At 37.0% G+C, this 24,454-nt stretch carries 22 protein-coding genes; 19 read left to right on the top strand and 3 right to left on the bottom strand.

The window, feature by feature from the left end; all coding sequences use genetic code 11:
• Nucleotides 1-136: 136 nt before the first annotated feature.
• Nucleotides 137-520 carry an aldo/keto reductase gene (locus tag CLO1100_RS21105; protein WP_050814148.1) on the bottom strand — a complete coding sequence of 128 codons (384 nt, stop codon included), beginning with the start codon at nucleotides 518-520 and terminating at the stop codon, nucleotides 137-139.
• Here CLO1100_RS21105 and CLO1100_RS14290 point away from each other — a divergent pair.
• The 4 genes from CLO1100_RS14290 to speA all read left to right on the top strand — a co-directional run bounded on the left by CLO1100_RS14290 (nucleotide 514) and on the right by speA (nucleotide 6,315).
• Entirely contained in the window at nucleotides 514-1,743 is a 1,230-nt protein-coding gene (locus CLO1100_RS14290; protein ID WP_014314471.1) for an MFS transporter, read from the top strand. The two genes, CLO1100_RS21105 and CLO1100_RS14290, sit on opposite strands and share 7 nt — an antisense overlap.
• Nucleotides 1,730-2,956 carry an MFS transporter gene (locus CLO1100_RS14285; protein WP_014314470.1) on the top strand — a complete coding sequence of 409 codons (1,227 nt, stop codon included), beginning with the start codon at nucleotides 1,730-1,732 and terminating at the stop codon, nucleotides 2,954-2,956. The genes CLO1100_RS14290 and CLO1100_RS14285 overlap by 14 nt, the downstream gene beginning before the upstream one ends.
• Before the next feature lie 39 nt (nucleotides 2,957-2,995).
• Complete coding sequence (locus tag CLO1100_RS14280; RefSeq protein WP_014314469.1) at nucleotides 2,996-4,210, top strand: MFS transporter; 1,215 nt, start codon at nucleotides 2,996-2,998, stop codon at nucleotides 4,208-4,210.
• Nucleotides 4,211-4,395: 185 nt separating this feature from the next.
• Nucleotides 4,396-6,315 carry a biosynthetic arginine decarboxylase gene (speA, locus tag CLO1100_RS14275; RefSeq protein WP_014314468.1) on the top strand — a complete coding sequence of 640 codons (1,920 nt, stop codon included), beginning with the start codon at nucleotides 4,396-4,398 and terminating at the stop codon, nucleotides 6,313-6,315.
• A gap of 69 nt (nucleotides 6,316-6,384) precedes the next feature.
• On the opposite strand, the gene CLO1100_RS14270 is transcribed toward speA, so the two are convergent.
• Both CLO1100_RS14270 and CLO1100_RS14265 read right to left on the bottom strand, forming a co-directional pair.
• Nucleotides 6,385-6,750 (bottom strand): DUF4363 family protein, encoded by a 366-nt coding sequence (locus CLO1100_RS14270; RefSeq protein ID WP_014314467.1) that lies wholly within the window; start codon nucleotides 6,748-6,750, stop codon nucleotides 6,385-6,387.
• Nucleotides 6,751-6,764: 14 nt separating this feature from the next.
• Nucleotides 6,765-7,493 (bottom strand): DUF421 domain-containing protein, encoded by a 729-nt coding sequence (locus CLO1100_RS14265; RefSeq protein ID WP_014314466.1) that lies wholly within the window; start codon nucleotides 7,491-7,493, stop codon nucleotides 6,765-6,767.
• 96 nt (nucleotides 7,494-7,589) lie between these two features.
• Here CLO1100_RS14265 and CLO1100_RS14260 point away from each other — a divergent pair, with 96 nt between their 5' ends.
• From CLO1100_RS14260 to CLO1100_RS14190, 15 genes are all read left to right on the top strand, one after another.
• Nucleotides 7,590-7,961 carry a hypothetical protein gene (locus CLO1100_RS14260; protein WP_014314465.1) on the top strand — a complete coding sequence of 124 codons (372 nt, stop codon included), beginning with the start codon at nucleotides 7,590-7,592 and terminating at the stop codon, nucleotides 7,959-7,961.
• Between the two features lie 31 nt (nucleotides 7,962-7,992).
• Nucleotides 7,993-8,664 carry a DUF421 domain-containing protein gene (locus CLO1100_RS14255; protein ID WP_014314464.1) on the top strand — a complete coding sequence of 224 codons (672 nt, stop codon included), beginning with the start codon at nucleotides 7,993-7,995 and terminating at the stop codon, nucleotides 8,662-8,664.
• Nucleotides 8,665-8,758: 94 nt separating this feature from the next.
• On the top strand, nucleotides 8,759-9,733 hold the full coding sequence (locus CLO1100_RS14250) for a Gfo/Idh/MocA family oxidoreductase (RefSeq protein WP_014314463.1): 975 nt from the start codon (nucleotides 8,759-8,761) through the stop codon (nucleotides 9,731-9,733).
• A gap of 93 nt (nucleotides 9,734-9,826) precedes the next feature.
• Nucleotides 9,827-10,609, top strand: coding sequence for a copper amine oxidase N-terminal domain-containing protein (locus CLO1100_RS14245; protein WP_014314462.1), 783 nt, complete (start codon nucleotides 9,827-9,829; stop codon nucleotides 10,607-10,609).
• 57 nt (nucleotides 10,610-10,666) lie between these two features.
• Nucleotides 10,667-10,861, top strand: coding sequence for an aspartyl-phosphate phosphatase Spo0E family protein (locus CLO1100_RS14240; protein WP_014314461.1), 195 nt, complete (start codon nucleotides 10,667-10,669; stop codon nucleotides 10,859-10,861).
• Between the two features lie 242 nt (nucleotides 10,862-11,103).
• Nucleotides 11,104-12,303, top strand: a complete 1,200-nt coding sequence (locus CLO1100_RS14235) for a saccharopine dehydrogenase family protein (protein WP_014314460.1) — start codon at nucleotides 11,104-11,106, stop codon at nucleotides 12,301-12,303.
• 113 nt (nucleotides 12,304-12,416) lie between these two features.
• Nucleotides 12,417-13,565 carry a carboxynorspermidine decarboxylase gene (gene nspC / locus CLO1100_RS14230; RefSeq protein WP_014314459.1) on the top strand — a complete coding sequence of 383 codons (1,149 nt, stop codon included), beginning with the start codon at nucleotides 12,417-12,419 and terminating at the stop codon, nucleotides 13,563-13,565.
• 142 nt (nucleotides 13,566-13,707) lie between these two features.
• The gene (locus CLO1100_RS14225) at nucleotides 13,708-14,799 is read left to right on the top strand and encodes a hypothetical protein (protein WP_014314458.1); all 1,092 of its coding nucleotides are present in this window, start codon (nucleotides 13,708-13,710) and stop codon (nucleotides 14,797-14,799) included.
• Between the two features lie 119 nt (nucleotides 14,800-14,918).
• The gene (locus CLO1100_RS14220; protein WP_242836580.1) at nucleotides 14,919-16,244 is read left to right on the top strand and encodes an MBOAT family O-acyltransferase; all 1,326 of its coding nucleotides are present in this window, start codon (nucleotides 14,919-14,921) and stop codon (nucleotides 16,242-16,244) included.
• A gap of 170 nt (nucleotides 16,245-16,414) precedes the next feature.
• Nucleotides 16,415-17,773, top strand: a complete 1,359-nt coding sequence (locus tag CLO1100_RS14215; protein ID WP_014314456.1) for an extracellular solute-binding protein — start codon at nucleotides 16,415-16,417, stop codon at nucleotides 17,771-17,773.
• A 160-nt stretch (nucleotides 17,774-17,933) separates the two neighbouring features.
• Nucleotides 17,934-18,836 carry a sugar ABC transporter permease gene (locus CLO1100_RS14210; protein ID WP_014314455.1) on the top strand — a complete coding sequence of 301 codons (903 nt, stop codon included), beginning with the start codon at nucleotides 17,934-17,936 and terminating at the stop codon, nucleotides 18,834-18,836.
• A 5-nt stretch (nucleotides 18,837-18,841) separates the two neighbouring features.
• Nucleotides 18,842-19,672, top strand: a complete 831-nt coding sequence (locus tag CLO1100_RS14205) for a carbohydrate ABC transporter permease (RefSeq protein WP_014314454.1) — start codon at nucleotides 18,842-18,844, stop codon at nucleotides 19,670-19,672.
• 98 nt (nucleotides 19,673-19,770) lie between these two features.
• Entirely contained in the window at nucleotides 19,771-21,069 is a 1,299-nt protein-coding gene (locus CLO1100_RS14200) for an extracellular solute-binding protein (protein ID WP_014314453.1), read from the top strand.
• An 11-nt stretch (nucleotides 21,070-21,080) separates the two neighbouring features.
• Nucleotides 21,081-22,889 carry a sensor histidine kinase gene (locus CLO1100_RS14195; RefSeq protein WP_041700283.1) on the top strand — a complete coding sequence of 603 codons (1,809 nt, stop codon included), beginning with the start codon at nucleotides 21,081-21,083 and terminating at the stop codon, nucleotides 22,887-22,889.
• On the top strand, nucleotides 22,858-24,429 hold the full coding sequence (locus tag CLO1100_RS14190) for a response regulator (RefSeq protein WP_041700281.1): 1,572 nt from the start codon (nucleotides 22,858-22,860) through the stop codon (nucleotides 24,427-24,429). The genes CLO1100_RS14195 and CLO1100_RS14190 overlap by 32 nt, the downstream gene beginning before the upstream one ends.
• Nucleotides 24,430-24,454: the final 25 nt, after the last annotated feature.

Below are 24,454 nucleotides of genomic sequence, written 5' to 3'. Positions count from 1 at the left end.
CCATCTATCTCATCCATTTGAGCTGAGATAAAGGACCAAAATTGGATTGCTTTTGCGTTTTCTTGAACCTGCTTTATGGTTTTAAATCCGGAACAGGCATAGAATTTAACTAATTGCGGAGCATCCTCAAAAATATTTAAGCAGTACTGAATAACAGAACAATTGGGTCTTTCTGCAAATAATTTAGCACCATCAATAAAATCTGTACTCCAACCATATGTACGAATCTTACCTTTTTAACAAGCTTGTCAAGAGTCATACATACGGGTTCCACATCGGATATTAATATATTCCCTTCATGAAGCTGGTATACATCGATGTGATCGGTATTAAGTCTTTTGAGGGACGCATCGCAAGCTCTCTCAATATAATCAGGCTTCAGATTGACTCCATATAAGGCAACAAATGAGTAATAAGACAGTTCTGTAAAAAAACGGAGGATATAAATAGTTGAAGAGTTTGGTTGTTTGATTGTATAATATTTATCAGTTAGACTGGAAAGAAGGCGGTCAATTGGCAAATTTAAACAACCCGTTTATATCATTGAGGCATAAAAATTTCAGGTATTATTGGTTCGGAATGTGTATTTCACAAATAGGAACATGGATGCAGAATATAGCCCAGCCTCTACTTGCATATAAACTAACTGATTCTCCCTTTTTGCTTGGGTTGGTAGGTGCACTTCAATTTTTGCCTGTTCTGTTGTTTTCCTTGTTTGCCGGGGTTATAATCGATAGATTTCCCAAGAAGAAAATTCTTATAATTACTCAGTCAGCATCTATGTTAATAACACTATTTCTCGCCATTTTAGCCTTTACAGGGGAAATAAGGTACTGGCACCTGATAATAATGGCTACGGCCCTTGGAATGGCAAATACGTTGGATATGCCTGCAAGACAATCCTTTGTAATTGAATTGGTGGGGAAAGAAGACCTTATGAATGCAATTGCTCTGAATTCCACTGTTTTTAACATCTCAAGAATTATAGGGCCTGCAATAGCAGGTATTTTAATGGAATACTCAGGTGTAGCTTTTTGTTTTTTTGCAAATGCAGTTAGCTTTGGAGCTGTATTAATAAGCCTGTTTTTCATAAAGCCCCTAAAGATAGCGAATGAGGCAGTTGAAAAGGGGAAAACAATGTTTCAAAATATAGGAGAAGGACTTAGATACATATTAAAAAATGAAATTCTTTTCTCCACAATAATAATTATGGCTATAGTGGGTACATTTGCACCCAACTTCAGCGTTCTGGTACCGGTATTTACGTCCAAGATTCTTCATATGGAAGAAGCGGGATTCGGATATCTTATGTCCTTTATGGGGGTTGGTTCACTGTTTGGTGCTGTTTACGTAGCCTCTTTCAGCAGATCAGGCCCCAAAAGGTTTATACTTCGTGCCGTTCCGGTTGTGGTTGGTTTGCTTCTGATTTTAATTGCATTTACGGATAAATTCATACTTACAGGTCTGGCACTTGCCGTAACAGGCTTTTTCTTCGTTATGTTCAGCTCAAGTTCCAACTCTGCATTACAGCTTAATACTGAAAATGAGTACAGGGGAAGAGTAATGAGCATTTACACGCTGGTTTTCGCAGGCTCAACACCAATCGGTAATTTGTTTGCAGGTGCGATGACACAAGTCTTTGATGCCAGGATTGGTTTTGTCTCTTGCGGTGCAGCGATAGTCGTACTAATGATTCCTATACTTATATTATTGAAAGGAGCAAGGCTCTTTGGAAAACGATAACGTTATTTATAACAGCTTTAAATTAAACAAATTTTTGGTACTGATAATGGCTGCAGCAACCGGAATTACTGTTGCAAACCTTTATTATATTCAGCCTTTGCTTGCGGAAATTGCAGCAGAATTTAATGTTACACAGGTAAGTGTTGGGTTTGTGGCAATGCTCACTCAGGTTGGTTATGCTCTGGGAATGTTATTGTTACTGCCTCTTGCAGATATAAAGGAAAAAAGAAAATTAATAATTACAATGCTTTGTTGTGCGTGTGGCTCCCTTTTGTTAATGTTTTTTTCTAATAGCATCGTAATGATTGCATTTTCAGGTTTTGCTATAGGTTTTACTTCTGTAGTACCTCAGCTTATAGTACCTTTGGCTGCACAGCTTGCTGACCCGAAGGAGAGGGGCCGGATTATAGGAACTGTAATGAGTGGCTTACTTATCGGTATACTTTTATCACGTACCTTTAGCGGGTTGATAGGTGAATATTTAGGCTGGAGGGTTGTATATCTGATTGCTGCGGTATTGATGCTGGTATTGGCTGTATTTTTAAGAAAATTCATACCGGAATGTCCCGGGATATCAAGCCTAAGCTATAAAGATTTGTTCAAGTCAATGGTGAAGCTTGCTAAAGAACTACCGGTTTTGAGGGAGGCTTCCCTTAATGGAGCTATGATGTTCGGTGCTTTTAGTGCATTCTGGACAACCCTTGTATTTCTGCTTCAAAGCCCTACATACAAAATGGGAGCAGATGCGGCAGGATTATTTGGTCTTATAGGAATAACAGGTGCTCTTGCGGCTCCTGTAGTGGGCAGGATCGCAGACAAAAGAAGTCCCAGATTTACAGTGGGAATAGGGATGTTTATTGTAACAGCAGCATATCTGTGCTTTCTGTTCCTTGGATTTAAGCTTTGGGGACTGATAACAGGTATAATACTGCTGGATTTAGGTGTTCAGTCATGCCAGATTTCAAACCAGGCAAGAGTTCATGGATTAAGTGATGAAGCAAGAAACAGGATAAATATGGTATTTATGGTATCATATTTTGTGGGAGGGGCAACAGGTTCATTTCTGGGTTCCTTCAGCCTTGCACATTTTTCATGGACAGGGGTATGCATATTCGGTCTGTTAACACAATTTATTGCGGTTACAGGGTATATGATAAGAAGTAAAAAGTATGATGAAAAGCCGAATATAAAAAAATTAGCCGATAGTAATTAATTATTTGTAGATAGGCTTTTGGGGGGTTAGGAGATTAATATGGAAAAAAAACTATGGACAAAGAATTTCTTCATATTATGGCAAAGTCAGTTGGTTTCAACATTGGGAGACGCTGCTTACAGTGTGGCGTTGGGCTTCTGGGTTCTTTCAAAAACAGGTTCCACTGCACTTATGGGGACGCTTATGGCAGCGTCGACCTTTCCCGGAGTATTGTTTTCGCCATTTGCAGGAGTTCTGATAGACAGAAACAATAGAAAGCTTTTATTGATTCTGATGGATATTTTACGAGGAGTATCTATTATTACACTCTCTGTTGCAGCGTTCAAAGGGGTGATTGCCATCTGGATGGTGTTTGCAACAGGTATATTACTGAGTATCTGTGGAGCCGTATTCCGTCCGGGGGTCAATTCAACAGTACCGGATTTGGTTCCTAAGAACAAGCTTGCGGGTGCAAATTCAATGCTCGCAATTGTATCCACGGGTTCCAATATGCTTGGAAATGTTGCGGGTGGTTTTTTGTTTCAGCTTTTGGGAGCACCATTTTTATTTTTTATCAATGGACTATCATATCTTTTCTCAGGTTCATCGCTGTTTTTTGTGAAAATACCCAGAAATAAAAAGAAAGATAAAAATTACTTTTTCCAAGATATGCGTGACGGTTTTAAATTTATGTGGGAAATGAAGGGACTGAGACTGTTATTAATAATAGCTGCAATGGTGAACTTTTTATCCTACATTGCAATAGTTTTGTTTATGCCTTTTTTTGAACAAAACCCAAGTTTGGGCCCGGGTAAATACGGTATGGCAATGGCTTGCTTTATGGGCGGAGCCATGGCAGGATTTTTCATTTCTTCAACGGTATCCGTTCCACTTAAAAGAAAACTTGATTATCTTATCTTGGCAAACGGTATTTCAAACCTTTGTCTGATTATTTCAGCGTATTTGACAAGTTTTACTGCCATGATACTGTTTTTACTTATTGGAGGCTTTCTAAATGCAATTGCAAACGTAATTATTATGACAACGGTACAATCGGCTGCTCCCCAAGAGATGAGAGGTAAGGTAATGGCATTTATGAGTATGATAACTCAGTCCATGACGCCTTTTGCAATGGCTCTGGGAGGTATATTGGCAGGATACTTTCCTATCAGAGCTATAATTACTTCCAGTCTCATGCTGGTTATTGTAACAGTAACGCCTTTTTACTTTATGAAATCCCTTAAAAAATTTTTTCTAAAAAATATAGATGTATAATTTAAGATTTACTAGGAATATTTACAAGTGCGCCGTACTATATTGACAACAGTCCTTTAAGTGTGGTATTGTCTGCTTCTAGAAAAAAATTTTTTGACTCTTACCTTTGTGAATCACCTTGAAATTTTCAAGAATAATCCGTTGTTAGGTAGAGAATAAATTGTTATATGGAAAGGAAGAGGGCCATGAATAAAGCAGAACTTTTAGGTAGATGGACTAAAGAAAAGTCCGAAGAACTATATGGAATTAAGAATTGGGGAGCCGGCTATTTTTCTGTATCTGACAATGGAGAGGTGTTGGTAAATCCTTATAAGGATAACGGCTCTGCGGCTGTAAGCCTGATGGATATTATATCAGGGGTTCGGGAACGCGGACTGGACATGCCTGTACTCTTGCGTTTTGAAAATTTGCTGGACTCACAGATTTCATTTTTAAATAATTCATTTAATGAAGCAATGCACAAGCTTAACTATAAGGGTGCATACCGTGGTGTTTACCCTATAAAGGTAAATCAGCAGCAGCAGGTAGTAGAGGAAGTAACAAGATTCGGTCAGAGATACCACCACGGACTTGAAGTTGGCAGTAAGGCTGAACTGGTTGCCGCACTTTCAGTAATGAAGGATAAAGAAGCCTGTCTTATCTGTAACGGATACAAAGATGAAGAATTTGTAGATTTGGGACTATATGCAGTAAAAATGGGCTTTAAATGCTTTTTTGTAATAGAAATACCCGGCGAACTGGATATTGTTCTTGAACGTTCAAGGGCATTGGGAATCAAACCTAATATTGGTATACGTATAAAGCTCTCGGCAAAAGCGGGGGGACACTGGACTGAATCCGGTGGGGACAGAAGCATATTCGGGTTGAATATGTCTCAGGTGATTTCCATGGTTGATACTTTGAAAGCGGAGGGAATGCTTGACTCCCTTAAACTATTACACTATCACCTGGGTTCACAAATACCGAATATCAGAGATATCCGTTCGGCAGTTCTGGAGGCAGCCCGTGTTTATGCCGAGCTTGTAAAAGAAGGTGCACCCATGGGATACCTTGATTTGGGCGGCGGATTGGCAGTAGACTATGACGGTTCAAATACAAATTACACCAACAGTCGAAACTACACTGTTGAAGAATACTGCATGGATATTGTAGAGGCTGTTATGACTACCCTTGATTCAAGCGACGTACCTCACCCTGTAATTGTTACAGAGTCAGGGCGTACAACAGTTGCATATTATTCAGTACTCATTTTCAATGTATTGGATACTGAAAAATTTGAAGAACATGATATACCTGACAAGCTTGACGAAAATACATCAGAGCAGATAAGAAACCTGTTTGATGTAAACAAGAATATAACCCTTAAAAATATACAGGAGTGCTATAACGACGCCCTTTACTACAGGGATGAAATACGCGACATGTTTAAACATGGACGTATCAGCCTCCGAGAACGTGCATTTTCCGAAAAGATATTCTGGAATACCATAAACCAGATAGCAAAGGAAAAACAAAAGCTGAAAAATGCTCCCCCCGACTTAGAGGATATTGAAAGTGCAATTGCCGATATTTACTACTGTAATTTCTCGGTATTTCAGTCAATACCTGACAGCTGGGCTATAGATCAGCTTTTCCCTATAATGCCATTGCACAGACTGCTTGAGTTGCCTAAAAGAAATGCGGTTATAGCTGATATTACCTGTGATTGCGACGGAAAAATAGACCATTTTATCGATTTACACGATGTAAGGACTACACTTCCGCTTCATGAGTTCAAAAGCGACCAGGACTACTATCTTGGAGTATTTTTGGTGGGTGCATACCAGGAGACTTTGGGAGACCTTCACAATTTATTTGGAGACACAAATGTTGTCAGTGTAAGAATAAATGGTGACGGAACCTATGACCTTGTCAAGGAAATCCATGGCGACAGTGTTTCTGATGTGCTTTCATATGTTGAATTTGATCCAAAAGACATGCTGGTCAGCTTCCGTGAAAAAGCTGAACAGGCAATACATGAAGGCTTAATAAGCGCCAGCGAAAGGCCTGAAATAATGAGGGCATATGATAATGGATTGAGAGGGTACACCTATTACGAAAGATAACAATTTAATTTAATAATCAAAAAGGCAGAGAACTTCTAAATTCACAGTTCTCTGCCTTTATATATGGTCTTATTTGCCCAAATCTTCCCAATGTTCATATGCTTCATATAGTTCTGAAAAAGCTCCCGCACTGTCTTTTGCCAGTATTGAACCACGGAGACGCGCCAGATTAATACTAAATGCGTTAATCTCATCACGTTCTGAGCTGAACTGAACCCTTCTGACAATTTTCTTCCATACTTCAGTTAAATTGTTTGTATCTTTGACTGCTTTATCCCAATCGTCCTTTTGGATATCATTGATAACAGCATTTATTGATTCAGGTATACTGTCATTCTTCCCAAGGGGTCTTTTCAAAAAAATATCACTTTCCATAACAAGAATAAACAAAACCAGTGTAACAATAGGAATGGTTATAACCAGAAATTTTCTCATTTTGATTCACTCCATTAATATGGTCCTTTGTAATCACCGATATCAGTGATTTTAGTCATGTGGTCGTTGTATAAATCAATATACAGGGAACCTGATGGGTCCAATGTTGCAATGAAAACATCCGAAATATCTGTAATTTTATGCTTTTTAAGTTCATTTAAAAGCCAGTTCTTATCCTTATCCAGCTGCCTTAGATTTTCCTCTATTAATATTCCGTCATAAATAAGTTCACTGCTTATACCGGATGGTTTTTTCTGAATATGCATGTCCTTTGGGGTAAGATTCTGGAATTCAGGTTTTTTCAGAACTGATAACTGACCATTTGGCTCAATGATGGCAAAATCAACCTCATTCATATCAAAGATATCCTTGTTTCTCAGCAACTCAGTAATATCTGAAACTCTGAACTTCATCTTTTTTAATGTCTTCTCCATAATTTTACCGTTCATAATCACTATAGTAGGCTCATTTTCCAAGTACTTGGCTACATATCTCCATCTCAAAGTTATATATTCCAACAAAAGACCCAAAGCCGCCCACACGAGCAACCCTATCCAGTGGGGCCATGAACGGCTGGAAAGGTCTGTTGACAATGTTGCCGCAATGGAGCCGATGGTTATTCCCAGAATATAATCAAAAAATGTCAGTTGGCTTATCTGCTCCTTGCCTAATATCCTGGTAAATATCAGCAGCGAAAAAAAGCTTATAATTGATCTGACACATACTACCAGTCCTTCATTCAATTCAATTCCTCCCGATAACCGATAATAAGTTATTATTCTGTTGTAAATATTTTTTATGCAATTAAAGCAGAATAATGTAATGGAGGTGGATAATTCGTGTTAATCGGGGCTGATATAAGAAGAAAACTTGCATTTGTGTGGCTGGTGCTGTTTCTATTAATGTGGATTGCTTTTACTGTGTGTTTTAAGACAGGAACCATGCGAAGCCAATTGGAAGCTGTTGAACAGGCAGTTACAAATAAAGATTGGCCAAGGGCGGAAAAAGAAACAGAGAAGTTCACAGCTATTTACAAGGCCAGAAAGTACTTTATTGCTATTAATAATTCAAGCGAAATAAATATTACATTTAATCATACAGTCGAACAATTGGCTATTGCTGTAAAGAATAAACAGGATAGTGCCATGGAATACAGCGGATTATTGAAAGCGGCGCTTGGATATGCGGTAAAACCATTTGCAGAGCCGTAGTTCAGCATTTAAATAAGTGCGGGAGAAAAATATGCAAACAGTTTTAATTTATTCTATAAGGGTAGTTTTAGTCTACTTTTTTACTTATTTATCAACAAGGATACTTACAAAAAAGGCAATTGCTCAGATGACGGCTTATGAGATTGCAGGGCTCATGGTTATAGGAAATGTTGCAGCAGAACCACTGGTAGACAAGGTAATGGTTAAATCCGTTTACGGAACAGGTTTATTAATTTTATTAATTCTAATAACGTCAAGAATAGCTGTTACAGACAGGTTCACAAAAGTAATGGAGCATAGTGCCTCAGTTATTATAAATAATGGTCAAATAGACTTTAATGAAATAAAAAGGCTGAACATCAGTTTGAATGTGCTTTTCGGAATGATAAGGCAGCAAGGGTTTGACCGGGTTTCAGATATTGAAGCAGCGGTTTTAGAGTCTAACGGTACACTTTCTGTTTTTGCCAAGTCACAGAATAAGCCTGTTACCAAAAAGGATATGAATATCAACGTTTGCGGTAAGCCAATCAGTATGCCGCTGATAATGAACGGAAAAATTGTGCAGGAGAATCTTGAGTATGTTGGTAAGAGTGAAATCTGGCTGGTAGACGAATTAAAAAAACAGGGAATAAAAGATTATGTACATGAAGTTTTTCTTGCAGAGCTGGGCTCTTCATGGAACGTAGTAGTTTACAAAAAATGATTTAAAAAAGTATTTTAATAACTATTGTTTTAAAATTGAATACAGTGGTATAATGTTACATTATACCACTGTATTTTATATGTGGAGGTTCCAAATGAATATCAAATATGGTATTATAGGGTTAGGTGGTATAGCTCAGGTATTTGCCAGAGCTTTAAATACCATTCCGGATGCAGAACTAACAGCTGTAGCTTCCAGCAACAGGGAAAGAGCAGAAGCTTTTTCCAAAAAATTTGAAGCATCAAAAATTTATGACAGCTATATTGAATTGATACATGATAAAGAAGTAGATGTCGTATACGTCGCACTCACACACAATTTTCATTATGATATAGTTAAGATGTGTCTTGAAAACGGTAAGGCCGTTTTATGTGAAAAACCTCTTGCCATAAATAAAAAAGACGCAGAAGAACTGATTGCTCTTTCCAGGAGTAAAAAAGTGCTTTTAATGGAAGCTATGTGGACTCGCTGCCTTCCTTCCTTTCAAAAAGCAAAAGAATGGGTAGACTCAGGCAGAATAGGTGATGTTAGGCTGATAGATGCAAAATTCTGCTTTAACGCACCTTATGACCCTAAACACAGATTGTTTAATCCTCAACTCGCAGGTGGCAGCTTATATGATACCGGTGTATATGTTATAGAATTTACAACGGGAATTCTGGGAGAAAAGCCTGAAACGGTCAGTGGATTTGCAACTATAGCAGGGACCGGTGTAGATGATTTTGCGGTAATAAATATGAGCTTTAAATCAGGTACACTGGCAATGTTAAGCTGTGGAACCCGGGCTCACGTGAACAGAGATGCCGGAATTTACGGAACAAATGGAAGAATTATAGTGTATGAGTTTTTCAGTTCAAAGAAATGTGAGCTTTACGACAATTATAATAATCTGGTTGAATCTTTTGAAGATGACTGCCAGGATGGTTTTGTTTATCAAATAAGGCATTTTAATAAATTATTTGAAAAAGGCAAGCTTGAAAGTGATATAATTCCCCTTGAAGATACGGCAAATTGTGCCGATGTATTTGATAAGCTGATGAATCAGTGGGGAATTATAGGAAATTATTAAAAATGCTCCCCCCCCAAAAAAACAAACTTTGACGAATGAATATATTGCAGCAAAAAATTGTCTGCAAATTATATTTATCAGGGGGGAATTTGTATGAAATTTCAAAAAGTATTGATTGGGTCATTGGCATTTACAATTCTTATGACATCTTTGGTAATGCCGGGTGTGCTGGCAAACAGCAGTAATACACCCACAACGCATGTGACAGCTAAAAGCGAAAAACCAGGTAAAAATGCCAACAGCATTAAAAAGCAGGAAAGAGAAGCAGAAAAGGCAGCTATCAGAGCTACTTATTCAGAGGATGAGCTTGCAAAACTGAAACTTGCAGGGGATAAAATCAAAAAGAATAATAAAAATGTCGCAGTATTGCCGGTAGAAAACATAATTGTTAAGGGTGCCAAAGTAAAATTTGATACACCTCCGGTTATAAAATCCGGTAGAACACTAATTCCGGTAAAGGCATTGTCAGAAGCTTTCGGAGCTGAGGTTAAATGGATTTCTGCGGAAAGAAAGGTTGTCATTACAAAAGATAGTACTGAAATAGTTCTTCAATTAGATAATAATAAAATATATGTAAATGGCGTTGAGTCAACGATTGATGTACCTGCATGTTCAATAAACGGAAGAACCGTTGTGCCAATAAAATTTATTGTTGAGAAGATGGGATTATTGGTAAAATGGGATAGTGATTCACAGGTAGTTGAGATTGAAAACCCGACTCCGACTGTACCGGCAGAACCGACAACAACACCGGCAGAGCCGACAACAACGCCGGCACAACCAACAACAACGCCAACAGAGCCAACAACAACACCAGCACAACCAACAACAACACCGACAGAGCCAACAACAGCACCAGGACAGGCAGCACAGTAAAAACAGCCGTATCAAATACGGAGTATTCTCTGTTATGTCAAGGGGGAGAAACATTAATTGGATATACAACAATTATATAACGAAATGGAGACATTAAGAGAAAGACTTAACCTAGAGCTGGAAGATTGCCTGGAAAATGGAGGCATGAGTCTGGAAGTTTTAGATTTGAGCCAAAAACTCGATGAATTAATAGTAGAATATATGAAACGAGCAAAGCCCGAACATAATACAGAGAGTAATGAAGTTGCTTGAAATAAGAATAAATATGTTTAAAAAACGGAACTTGTATGAATAGGACCTTTTCTATCTACAGGTTCCGTTTTATTAATTATAAGTATGTAAGAAACTGTTAAGTATAGTCGTAAACGGATAGAAAATTAATGATAATCACATAATATATTCATATATAGATAAATTATATTGATTTTTGATATTATTTTCTGTATAATCACCGTGAAGTAATTAAGATATGTAAATCAGGAGGTATTGATGATATGGGAAAGGCTTTGATAATTGGTGCGGGCGGTGTAGCAAGTGTTGTTATCCATAAATGCTGTCAGAACCCCGATGTATTTGAAGAAATATGTATAGCCAGCAGAACACTGGAAAAGTGTGAGGCTATAAAAAATAAATTGACAGGAAGCAAAACTAAAATTCTAACAGCACAGGTGGATGCTGATAATACTGATATGCTAATCGACCTTATCAATAAATTCAGGCCGGACATTGTTATAAATGTAGCACTTCCGTATCAGGATTTGACTATTATGGATGCATGCCTTGCGACAGGTGTACATTACCTTGATACTGCAAATTATGAGCCGCCTGAGATACCAAAGTTTGAATATAAATGGCAGTGGGCATACAGAGATAAATTTGAAAAGGCAGGAATAACAGCACTTTTGGGAAGCGGATTTGACCCGGGTGTGACAAGTGTTTTCTGCGCATATGCCCAGAAACATTATTTTGATGAGATACATTATATAGATATAGTTGATGCAAATGCAGGAGATCATGGATACCCATTTGCTACTAACTTTAATCCTGAGATAAATATACGTGAAATAACTGCAAAAGGAAGCTACTGGGAAAATGGAGACTGGGTTGAAACAGAACCCCTTGAATTAAAAAGGGTTTACAATCTTCCTGAAATAGGACCAAAGGATGTTTATTTACTGCACCACGAAGAAATTGAATCTTTGGCACTGAATATAAAAGGTGTAAAAAGAATTCGTTTCTGGATGACTTTTTCGGAGAAATACCTTACACACTTGAGGGTGCTTGAAAACGTAGGTATGACATCTATTGAACCGGTTGATTTCGAAGGCCAGAAGATTATTCCTCTACAGTTCCTAAAGGCTGTACTTCCTGATCCTGCTTCACTTGGGCCAAGGACTAAGGGAAAAACAAATATTGGCTGTATTATACAAGGTATAAAGGATGGAAAGCCAAGAACGTATTATGTGTATAACGTATGTGTACATGAAGAATGTTATGCGGAAGTAGGTTCACAGGCAATTTCCTATACAACAGGAGTTCCTGCAATGATAGGTGCAATGATGATACTCAAGGGAATTTGGAAAGGACCGGGTGTTTTCAATATAGAAGAATTTGATCCTGATCCGTTTATGGAAGAACTGAACAGATGCGGACTTCCTTGGAAAGAAAGCTTTGCACCAGAGCTTATCGACTAGTAAGGGTACATTAAGCAGCCGCTGCCAAATGCCAAAACTACAGAAATAGTTAGGCTGGTGGCGGCTGATTTAACTTTCAATTAAAAAATTCGGCTCATGGAGGCTAATAAAAATTGATTAATAATTTAGATATTGATATAAAAAGCTTGCCGACGCCATGCTACATAGTTGATGAGCGTCTTCTAGTAAAAAATCTTGAAATTCTGGATTCAGTTCAAAAGCGTACAGGCTGCAAAATACTTCTGGCACAAAAGGGCTTTTCCATGCATTCTGTATATCCTCTTATTGGTAAATACCTGGCTGGAGTTACTTCAAGCTCTTTGTTTGAGGCAAGACTGGGTTACGAGAAAATGGGTAAAGAGGTTCATATTTATGCCCCTGCGTATATAGAAGAAGAGTTTGATGAAATAATGAAATACTGTGACCATATAGTATTTAATTCTTTTCACCAATGGAACAAATATAAGGACAAGGTTAAAGCATCAACTAAAAAAATAGGCTGTGGAATTCGTATAAACCCTGAGTATTCTGAATTGGAGCATCCCATATATGACCCTTGCTATAAATTCTCAAGATTGGGAGTAACCCTTCCCAGCTTCAAGCCTGAGGAACTGGAAGGTATTGAAGGGCTCCATTTCCATACAATGTGCGAGCAGAATTCAGATACACTTGAGAGAACAATTAAAGTGGTTGATGAAAAATTCGGAAGTTATATCAAGGATATGAAATGGTTGAATTTCGGCGGAGGCCATCATATAACCAGACCTGATTATGACATAGAAGCACTTGTACGTTCAATTAATTACTTTCAGGATAAATACGGAATTGACGTATATCTGGAACCCGGAGAGGCAGTCGCATTAAATACCGGCTATCTTGTAGCAAAGGTACTTGACACAGTAGAAAACGGAATGAATATTGCAATATTGGATACTTCGGCAGCCTGCCATATGCCTGATGTACTGGAAATGCCCTACAGGCCCAACATAATCGGTGCCGGAAAGCCGGATGAAAATCCGGTAACCTACAGGCTTGGAGGACATACCTGTCTGGCTGGAGACATTATCGGAGACTACTCCTTTAAACAAAGCCTGAAGCCCGGCGACAGACTTGTTTTCTGTGATATGGCACATTATACAATGGTTAAGAACAATACCTTCAACGGTGTAAACCTTCCCGCTATTGCACTCTACAGCGAAAAGGAAGGAATAAGGATAATAAAGCAGTTTGCGTATGAGGATTTTGAAGGAAGATTGTCGTAAATTGATAGACGGTATTTCTGGTGATGCGGAAAGTGTATTTCGGGTTAAATATAAACCTGGAATACACTTTCCGCATTTTTTTATAAATTGTTGTATATGTATCTAACTCTATATTGAAAATAAAATAGGGATATAGTATTATGTGGAAGATGTAGTAAATAATTCAAACAAAGGATTAAATATGAAAATTCTACGAAAAACAATTATATTTTTAATAATTTTTCTTATATCCACAGAGATTATTTTTGTATATGCTTTCCCCGCAAGATATGTTTATAATCAAAGAATTAATTATGATGTGTTCAAGGATAATGTTTATTCTATAGAGTTGGCTGTTAAATCCATTAAACAAACTATTTCAAGAGAAAAAATTAATAATTACTATATATTTATTGGAGATTCGGTAGGGTATGGAACGCCATGTCCACCAGACAAAACAATTAGCAGTTACTTAAATGTTATTTCAAAAAAAGAAGGAAAAGATATCAGGTTTTTTAATTTAGCATTGCCGTCAACTATGTTCGGAGATTTTTATACAGTTTTGCTTTTGTTGAAAAGATATGGTATTTCAATAAATAACGTTATTTTAAATTTTTCTTATTGGGAGATAAATGCAAAGACCCCAACATACTGGTTTAACCATTATTTAAAGGAGTTGGACAATAATAGCTATAAAAAAATGGTTGAATCAGGTGCAATAAAAGAAGATTCGCTTTGGAAAAACATTAAAGCAGAGATATATCATTTTGCCAATAGAAATATCGGGATTATTGGAAATAGTGGGTTTGTAACAAATAAGATAAAATCAATAACAAATAACTTGCTAAGAGAATCAAAACCGGCTTTAAGTGTATGGAGTTCAAAAGCAGATTTAAAAAATGCTATGACAAAGCCCGAAAATAAATGGTATTTTTCTGATAAGAAGTTTAATCTGACCGAAAACAGTGTTCAAATTTATTTTATAAACAAGATTATTGAGTTGCAAAAGGATAAAAAAATAATATTTGTATTAAATGCAGCGAATAACAAATTACTTGAAAATGAGACGTCAAAACAGGGCTATAAGGATAATATCGATGCTATAGAAAAGCTTTTTAACGATAAGAATGTAAAATTTTTAAATTACAATAATAAAGTTGACTATAAACTTTTTTCCGATTATGTACATTTACTGCCGGATGGATATTCTTTTATTGCACAAGATTTATGGAATAAAATTGACAAGGAGATATAGAAATGCTGTTTAATTCAATCGAGTTTTTAATATTCTTTCCTGTAGTAACATTGTTGTACTTTTTATTACCACACAAAATTCGTTGGTTTTTGCTTTTAATTAGTAGCTGTATCTTTTATATGGCATTTGTTCCTAGATACATATTAATACTTGGAATTACTATTGTTGTTGATTACTTTGCGGGGATAATTATTTCTCGGATGCAAGGTAAAAGTAAGAGAATATTTCTTATTGTAAGCTTAATTACAAACATAGGAATGTTATTTGTCTTTAAATATTTTAACTTCTTCAATGAAAATATAAAGCATTTGTCTGACTTATTAAACTGGAATTATCCAATAAGTAGTCTTTCAATTATATTACCCATAGGCCTTTCATTCCACACATTCCAGAGCATGAGCTACATAATTGAGGTATATAGGGGAAAACAAGAGCCGGAGAAGCATTTTGGAATTTATGCTTTATATGTTATGTACTACCCACAGCTAGTTGCCGGGCCAATTGAAAGACCTCAAAATATGCTGTGGCAATTTCATAAAGAGCATAGTTTTGATGCCCAGAGAGTTTCAGATGGTTTAAAGCTTACGGCATGGGGGTTCTTCAAGAAAATAGTAATAGCAGATAATCTGGCGCTGGTAGTAAATAGTGTTTATGGAAATCCAACTTCAGTAAACGGTTTTTCCTTAGTAATTGCAACCTATTTCTTTGCTTTTCAAATATTCTGTGACTTCTCAGGATATACAGATATTGCACGTGGAGCTTCAAGAGTAATGGGAATTGAATTGATGCAGAATTTTAAAAGACCCTATTTCTCAAAGACAATATCTGAATTTTGGAGGAGATGGCATATATCACTTTCAAGTTGGTTTACTGATTATGTATATATTCCTTTAGGTGGAAACAGATGTGCTAAATGGAAATGGTTTCATAATACTATGATAGTTTTTCTCCTTAGCGGACTTTGGCATGGAGCCAATTGGACGTATGTTATTTGGGGCGGATTGAACGGCTTCTACTTAGTCTTTGCAATAATTAGTAAAAACATAAGAGGCAAAATTACTAAATGGACAGGCATTGATAAGTTCCCTAATGTAAACAAAATGGTTAAAGTATTTTGTACATTTAATTTGATATGCTTTTCATGGATATTCTTTAGAGCGAGTTCGTTTACAGAGGCCGTCACAATTATTAAGCGAATTTTTATGGATTTCAGCCTGAAAATTGATATAGGAAGAGCAGGCGTTTCCAGATACCAACTATCATTATGCTTTGGAGTAATTGTTTTATTATTGGCAGTGCAGTTATTTCAAAGAAATAAAAAAATAATCAATGAGCTAAATACGCAACATGTTGTATATAGGTGGATTATTTACTATTCGGCATTAATCTTCATTATTATATTTGGAGTTTTTAATACCAGTTCCTTTATTTATTTTCAGTTTTGATGAATATCACCCTTGTATGGGCACTAATTATTGTATTATGCAATACTGCTAAGTTATAGTAACAAAATTATATAAATGTCACAATTTTATATGAAGAAGTAAGTTTTCTAAATTAAAATACCTCCTTTATCGTGTTAGAATTAGAACATATTAATAAAGGAGGCAAAAATATGAAAAAAGTAATTGGAAAAACCCTTTCTGCCGCTTTAGCACTAGCTATGACAGTATCAATTGCGGCTTGTGGTTCAGGGAACCAATCCGAATCATCATCCTCTTCGTCGGCAGCAAGTTCTTCATCAGCCGCTACAACAAGTACTGCAGCATCAGGCGATCCTGTAAAACTGACTTTGTGGCATATTCAGACAACCGAGCCTATGACATCCAACATTAAGGCGGATATTGACAGGTTCACTAAAGACAATCCAAAGTATTCAGTAGATGTTCAGGCTATGCAGAATGATGCATACAAAACAAAACTGAAAATTGCATTAAGTTCAAATACTGCACCTGATATATTCTTCAGCTGGACCGGCGGCCCAATGAATGAATATGTTGATGCAGACAAGATTGTAGATTTAACACCTTTCATGGATAAAGACAATTATAAGGATCGTTTCATGGATGCAGGTATTAATCAGGCTACATACAAAGATAAGATATGGGGTGTTCCTGTAGAAAACACATCAGTTGCAATGTTCTTCTACAACAAAGACTTATTTGCTAAATACAACCTTCAGGTTCCAAAAACTATAAAAGAACTTGAAACTGTATGTGATACTTTGAAGAAGAACGGCATAATCCCATTCTCACTGGCAAACAAGACCCAATGGACAGGTTCAATGTACTATATGTACCTTGCTAACCGTATTGGTGGAGCAGATGCATTCAAAAATGCAGCCGCACGTACCGGATCATTTGAAGATGAATCATTTAAACAGGCAGGAACTGTTTTACAAAATTGGGTAAAAAAGGATTACTTTAACAAGGGATTCAACGGTCTTGATGAAGATTCAGGACAATCCCGTACACTTCTGTACACTGAAAAAGCAGCTATGACTCTTATGGGTTCATGGTTCCTTTCAACAGCTGCAGGCGAAAACAAAGACTTTATGAAAAAAGTAGGCTCATTCGCATTCCCAGCTGCTGAAGGCGGTAAGGGTGAACCGGATGCAGTTGTTGGTACTGTTGGAGATAACTTCTATCATATTGCAAAGAGCTGTAAAGATCCTGAAGGCGCATTCAAGGCTATCCAGTACATGATAGATGATACAGCAATTACAAAACGTATCGAAGCAGGCAGAGTTCCTCCAGTGAAGGGTGTAAAGGTTAGCGATCCTCTTCTCCAGAACGTTTTGGATGCAGTTCAAAAGGCTCCTTCTGTTCAGTTGTGGTATGACCAATACCTCTCACCTGAATTGAGCGATCTTCACAAGAGTACAACACAGGCTTTATTTGGATTATCAAAGACTCCTGACCAGGTTGATAAGGAAATGGAAGCAAAGGCTAAGGAGTTAGCAGCTAAAAAATAAGTATTAGAGTGACGTAAAGTAAATTCAGAGTATAAGATGATTGGGTACTTTATATTACAGGTACCCAATCAATTTATACAGAATAAACTTAACGTAAGAAAAAAAGATATATAATCCTTATTTCTCTAAAATCAATGCAATTCAGGAAGGGGAAGATATAATGCAAGCTACCCGCTCATTATCAGAATACAGAAAAAGGAGTACGTTCACAGCCACAACAGTATTTCTTCTGCCCGTATTCTTTTTTATTCTTATTTTTATTATATATCCTATAATAGATTCATTTTGGCTGAGTCTGCATGAATGGAACGGCATTACTTCCGGAAAAGCTTTCTTGGGCCTGGAAAACTGGAAGACACTATTGGGAGATAAAATCTTTTTCAAAGCTTTTTTGAATAATATGATTATTGTGGTTTTGTCCATTGCAATCCAGCTCCCTATAGCAATGGCTATTGCTTTTCTTCTCGACACGGGAGGAAAGAAACTCAATTTCCTTAAAATGATATATTTTCTTCCAATGCTAATGTCATCAGTAGCAGTTGGATTCTTATTCAAGTATACATATGACCCACAGTTCGGTCTAATCAGTGCAGTTGACACTATGTTAGGCGGACAGGGAATGGTTGATGTGCTGGGAGACCCGCATAGAGCTATTTTTGGTGTAATAGCAGTTATATGTTGGCAGTTTATACCTTTTTACATGGTTTACTTTCTGGCGGCTTTAAGTTCGTTGCCGGTTGAAATATATGAAGCATCAATTATTGATGGTGCATCCTACGGCCAATATTTTTGGAGGGTTGCTTTACCATCTATGAAGGGAACTATTAAAAGTGCAGCTGTCCTGTCACTTGTAGGTTCTCTCAAATATTTCGATTTGATTTATGTTATGACACAAGGCGGTCCTGACGGTGCCACAGAGCTCATGGCGACGTACATGTATAAGAATGCATTTACCATAGGTAAAATGGGATACGGTGCTACGGTAGCGTCCGGAATGTTTATAATAATTACCGTTATTTCCTTGGTAACACTTAGAGTCATAAACGGAAAAGAGGAGGCCTGATGCACATGAAAAAGAAATTTAAAGTCGGAAAAATAATCGTTGCCTTACTGGCATTGATATGGCTTGCAATTGCGGGTGCTCCTTTCTACTTTATGGTGGCGTCAGCCTTTAAAGAACAGTTTGAAATATTTACAGCAGGAGTTTTCGCAATGCCGAAAGGCCTGTATTTGCAGAACTTCCAAAAGGTTATTGAGAGTGACTTTTATAAATACCTATTCAATAGCTTGTTTGTAGTTGGAGTATCATTAATATTGATATTATTTACATCGCTGTTTGCTTCATATCCTTTTTCAAGATTCAAATTTAAACTAAACAAGCCTCTTTTCGGAATAATAGTTGCTGCAATGGCTGTACCGATACATGTAACTTTGATCCCGGTATTCCAGCTCACACAAAAATTGAACCTGTATGATACAATATTTGCACTCATAGGCCCGTATACCGCTTTCAATCTGCCTATATCGGTGTTTATCCTTACAGGATTTATGGCACAAATTCCAAAAGAACTGGAAGAATCCGCTGAAATTGACGGATGCGGTAAGTATCGCACATTCTTCAACATTATAGCACCACTTTCAAAGCCGGGACTTGCAACCCTTGCCATATATAACAGTGTAAACATGTGGAATGAGTTCAGTTTTGCACTTGTACTTACACAATCACAAAAAAGCCGTACACTTCCCCTTTCAATATGGGAATTCCAGGGACAGTATAATGCTAACATACCTATGATTATGGCTGTTTTGACCTTATGCGCAGTGCCAATGATTCTTGCTTTTGCCATTGGTCAGGATAAACTCATAAAAGGAATGATGGCTGGTGCAGTTAAAGGATAGAATTAATAATACACAAGGTAAAATCATAGTAGTTTGCTACAGACAGAAGCCTCCAGATGATATATAATAAGGCTATAAATTAACTAATGAGGTATAATATGAAAAAAATATTTAAAGCCCTTATTATACTGATAATCGTACTAATTATTTCTGGGTGCTTTTATGACGGAGATAACGTGCTGGTTAAGCCAAACCCTTCGAAAAAGCAATTGACTTTGTATACCATACAGGGTGATTCATCTGTAAATCAGGTAATTGCCGATTCTGTGTACAGATTTGAAAAGGATAACAGTAGTTTTGAAGTAGTACATGAACTTATACCCAACGATTTGTACAAGAACAGGCTATCTGTTTGTGTAGCAACTAATCAAATGCCGGACGTTTTTCCCACCTGGTCCGGAGGAATTTTAAAGCAGTACATAAGTATTGGTGGAGTAGTAAATCTTGAAAAATATATGAAGACCGACAATTACAGTCTAAAGTTTAATGACAAGGCGTTAAAGATGGTTACCGATGAGAACGGAATATGGGGTGTTCCTGTTGAAAATATGTCAATAGCTCTTATATTCTATAACAAAGACATCTTTAATGCCTTGAAGTTATCCGAACCAAAGACTTTTGATGAGCTCAAGGATATAATAGTTAAATTAAGGCAAAAGCAATACATCCCATTTGCACTCGCAAACAGAACCGCCTGGACAGGGTCGATGTTCTACATGTATTTTGTAGATCGCCTTGGGGGGCCTTCTGTTTTTGACAATGCAGCAAACAGAAAAAATAATGGTTCATTTGATAACGATGTATTTGTGCAAGCTGGGAAAATGGTGCAGGAGCTTGTAAATATGGGGGCTTTCCCAAAAGGCTTCAACTGGATGGACGAAGATGCCGGAGATTCCAGAAATCTTTTGTATAATAATTCAGCGTGTATGACATTGGCCGGTAGTTGGTTTATAAGTAATGTCAGATACGAAAAGCCTGATTTTGTGGAAAAGGTAGGAGTATTTCCATTTCCTTCAATTCCAGGGGGAAAAGGTGATCCCTGTAATACTATCGGAACACTTGGGGATAATTATTACTCCGTTGCCAGTTCGTGCGAGTATCCTGATAAAGCCTTTGAGCTTATAAAGTACTTAATTGATGATACCGCAGTAAAAAAGCGTATAGATGCAGGAAAAATACCGCCTGTCAAGGATCTGGACATAGAAGATCCTTTGATTAATGAAATATTGGGTTATATAAATCAATCTCCAAATGTTCAATTCTGGTATGACCAGTACCTTCCTCCAAAGCTGTCGGAAGCTCATTTAATTCTTTCACGACGTATATTCGGAGGGGAAGACCCAAAAAGAGCAGCCGAGCAATTGGAAAAGATTACAAAACAATACTATAATCAGTAACAGGTGAGGATATGAAAAATTGGTTATTACAGTCAGTAAAAAAAACAATAAGAAATTTGACATTCCGATCGAAAATTACGTATTTTCTTGTAATAACGATTTGTATCACAGTTTTGATTGTAGTGGCTTGCTCATACACGATTACAAGCCGATCAATAAAAGAGCAGGCAAAGAACATGACAATGCAACAACTGGAACAGAACACACTGAATCTGGAGGACTATCTTAAAAATATTGAGAGTACCCCGGATAATATTATAAATGACAAAAGTCTTCAGGAATACCTTTCAAACCCCGATGAAGATAATCTCGAGTTTACTGATAAGGTTGACGATGTATACAAATTAATGTCCAACATACTTGGATCAAAAAGAAATATATTATATGTATATGTTTATAAACTTCTCAATGGCAAGGAATTATATCTGGGGCCCACAAAAGCCGGAAATAAGTCGGACTTTTCAACGGGTATAGGATATTTATCTAAACGTGATATAACAGGCAGTCCTATGAGAACAAGTTTTAGGAAAGATCCTGTCATAAACAAGGAATATACCCTATCCATTTATCGACCTATATTTGATATTTATAGAATAAGACAGCCTATAGGGATTCTGGGTATATCCGTTTCAGAGGATGTTGTTGCCAGATTCTATTCGCATACAAATACGAATCTTCCTCTGGAAACCTTTATCATGGACGGAAATGGCATGATAATATCGCATATGAATAAAAACAGGATATATGCCGATGCCGGACTAAAAAACATAGTTCACAAGCAGGATGGTTCTAAGGAGATAAATGGGAAACTAGTTGTTTATAAGTATGTAAAGGATTGGGATTGGTATGTCGTAGGTACATTGCCTATCAGTTATCTCCTTCGAGATAATAATGTTATGCTGCTGGCAATTTTTATAATAGTCATAATAACATTTATAGTTGGTATTTTTATCTCTTACGGATTCAGCAAGCATTTGTTCAAACCCTTTGATGAGCTTATATATAGAATGTCCAGAGTGTCAACGGGAGACATGGAAACGAGAATAAGTTTGCCTACTTACGGACCTGATTTTCAGCAGGTTTCACAGGGCTTTAATATAATGGTTGAGCATATAGATGAATTAATGAAAAAGATATATGAGGAACAGAGGCAACTGAAAGAAATAGAGTTTAAGGCTCTACAGTCCCAGATTAATCCCCATTTTCTTTACAATACGTTGGAGTCCATCCATTGGCAGGCACTGCTATGTGGACACCATGAAATCTCTACTATGGTCAAGGCATTAGCGGGCTTCTATAGAATTAGCCTTAGTAAGGGAGAGGCTATTATTCCTTTGAAAAATGAAGCAGAGCATGTCGATAATTATATGACCATACAGGAAATACGATATAAGGAAAAAATGGAAAGCTATATTGACATTCCTGAGGAATTTTATGACGTTAAAATTCCGAAAATGACTTTGCAGCCCTTGGTTGAAAATGCAATATATCATGGATTAAGAGGACGGGAAGCAAAGGGGTTCATTAAAATAACAGCTGAAAGAGACGGAGACGACATTATTGTTAAAACCATTGATAATGGTACCGGAATGACATTAGAGCAAATAAGCAAATTGAACCAGACCTTGGAGGATAATGATTCAAGTGTGGGCTATGGTGTCAGAAACGTACACCAGAGGATAAAACTATTTCTTGGCAGCCCTTATGGACTGTATTATGAAAGCAATGAGTATGGCGGAGTAACCGTTAACGTCAGACTCCGCAGTGAAATACAAAGAACGGTGGGTGATGAATTTGTACAAAGTGTTGATTGTAGATGACGAAAGTATAATTCGCAATGGTCTTTACAATATGATACCATGGTCAAATTTAGGAGTAAGCGATGTTCTGACAGCATCGTGTGCAAAGGAAGCCCTGAAAATAGTTCAGGATACCAAACCGGATATAATGCTTACGGATATTTGTATGCCTGAAATGGACGGCCTGGAAATGACCAAAATTATACTTGAAAAGGTACCTGATTTGAAAGTAATTGTCCTGACAGGCTACGATGACTTTAAATATGCACAAAAAAGCTGTTCACTAGGCGTTAAGGACTTTATACTAAAGCCGGTAGATGAAAGCAGTCTTATTAAATGTATAAAACTACAAATAGACCATATTCAGTCTGAAATACAATCTGCAGTTGAAAATAGCATTATGAGCCGTAAAAGGATGATTGAAAACCAGAGAGAGTTTGAAAAGTCACTGATTAAGCTTACTGAAAAAGTAGCTGATAACGCTTATGCCATTGAAGTACCGGAAGGTATAAAGTTTGCAGATAACTGTGAATATCAGGTTGCGGTACTTACTCCTGAAATATCTGAGAATAGTATATGGAATCAGCATAGGAATTTGCTTATGATGTCAGTAAAGAGTTTTTTTATTGATATGGTGGATGCAAAAAATTCAGGCTGGACCTTTCAGAATTCTGATGGCGATATAGTTGTTATATTTTATGTAGATAAAAAATCTGAAAATGCAGAAGAACAAATTTCAAAATTGCAGGAAATTATTAATGTGGAATTTGATGTAGAAATGAGGGTTGGCATAGGCTCCGTTGTTCCGAATATGTCACGGATAAAATATTCCTATGGAAATGCAAGGGAAAAATGCGGTATTAAGAAATTAAATTCTGACACAATCAATAACTCTAAGCTTGGGAATGACTACGTAAGTAAAAAGGATAAACTTTTAACTCTAAAAGAAAAGATACTTTCCAGCTTTCATGATACCGAAGTAGCAAAGGAATATCTTAAAAAATACATAAACGAAGTCAAAATATCAGGAGTTTCAAAGTCTATAGCCGAGCAAAAGTTTTACGATCTGGCATCGGCTTTTTACTGGGAATACCTTAAAACTACAGGAAATCCGGCGGACGGCAGGCTGGAAACACTGATTACAACTCTTCAAACCAACGATTTAGAAAATTGCTGTGTATTTACCGAAATGTTTATTGTAAAACTAATGTATACTAATAAGAAGCAAATGCATGAGATAATAGAGGCGGCAACTGTATTTATCAATCAAAGACTTACAGAGGATCTGACAGTTTTTACTTTGGCAGAACAGTTCCATGTTGCAAGAAATTATTTCTCCAGACTTTTCAAGAAGGAAATGGGAGAGGGCTGCAACGAATATATTACTCGTAAACGTATCGAAAAAGCAAAACATCTCCTGACTGTTTCCAGACTTAAAACCTATGAGGTAGCTGAACAGGTAGGATATCATGATACGAATTATTTTTCTCTGGCGTTTAAAAAGAATACAGGCCTCTCCCCCACAGAATTCAGGGACAGGCAGAACAACCCTGAGATATAGCAACTAACACATAACACATGATGGA

This window comes from Clostridium sp. BNL1100, from assembly GCF_000244875.1.
GTDB lineage: Bacteria > Bacillota > Clostridia > Acetivibrionales > DSM-1351 > Ruminiclostridium.
This window is presented reverse-complemented; position numbering and strand designations above follow the sequence as displayed.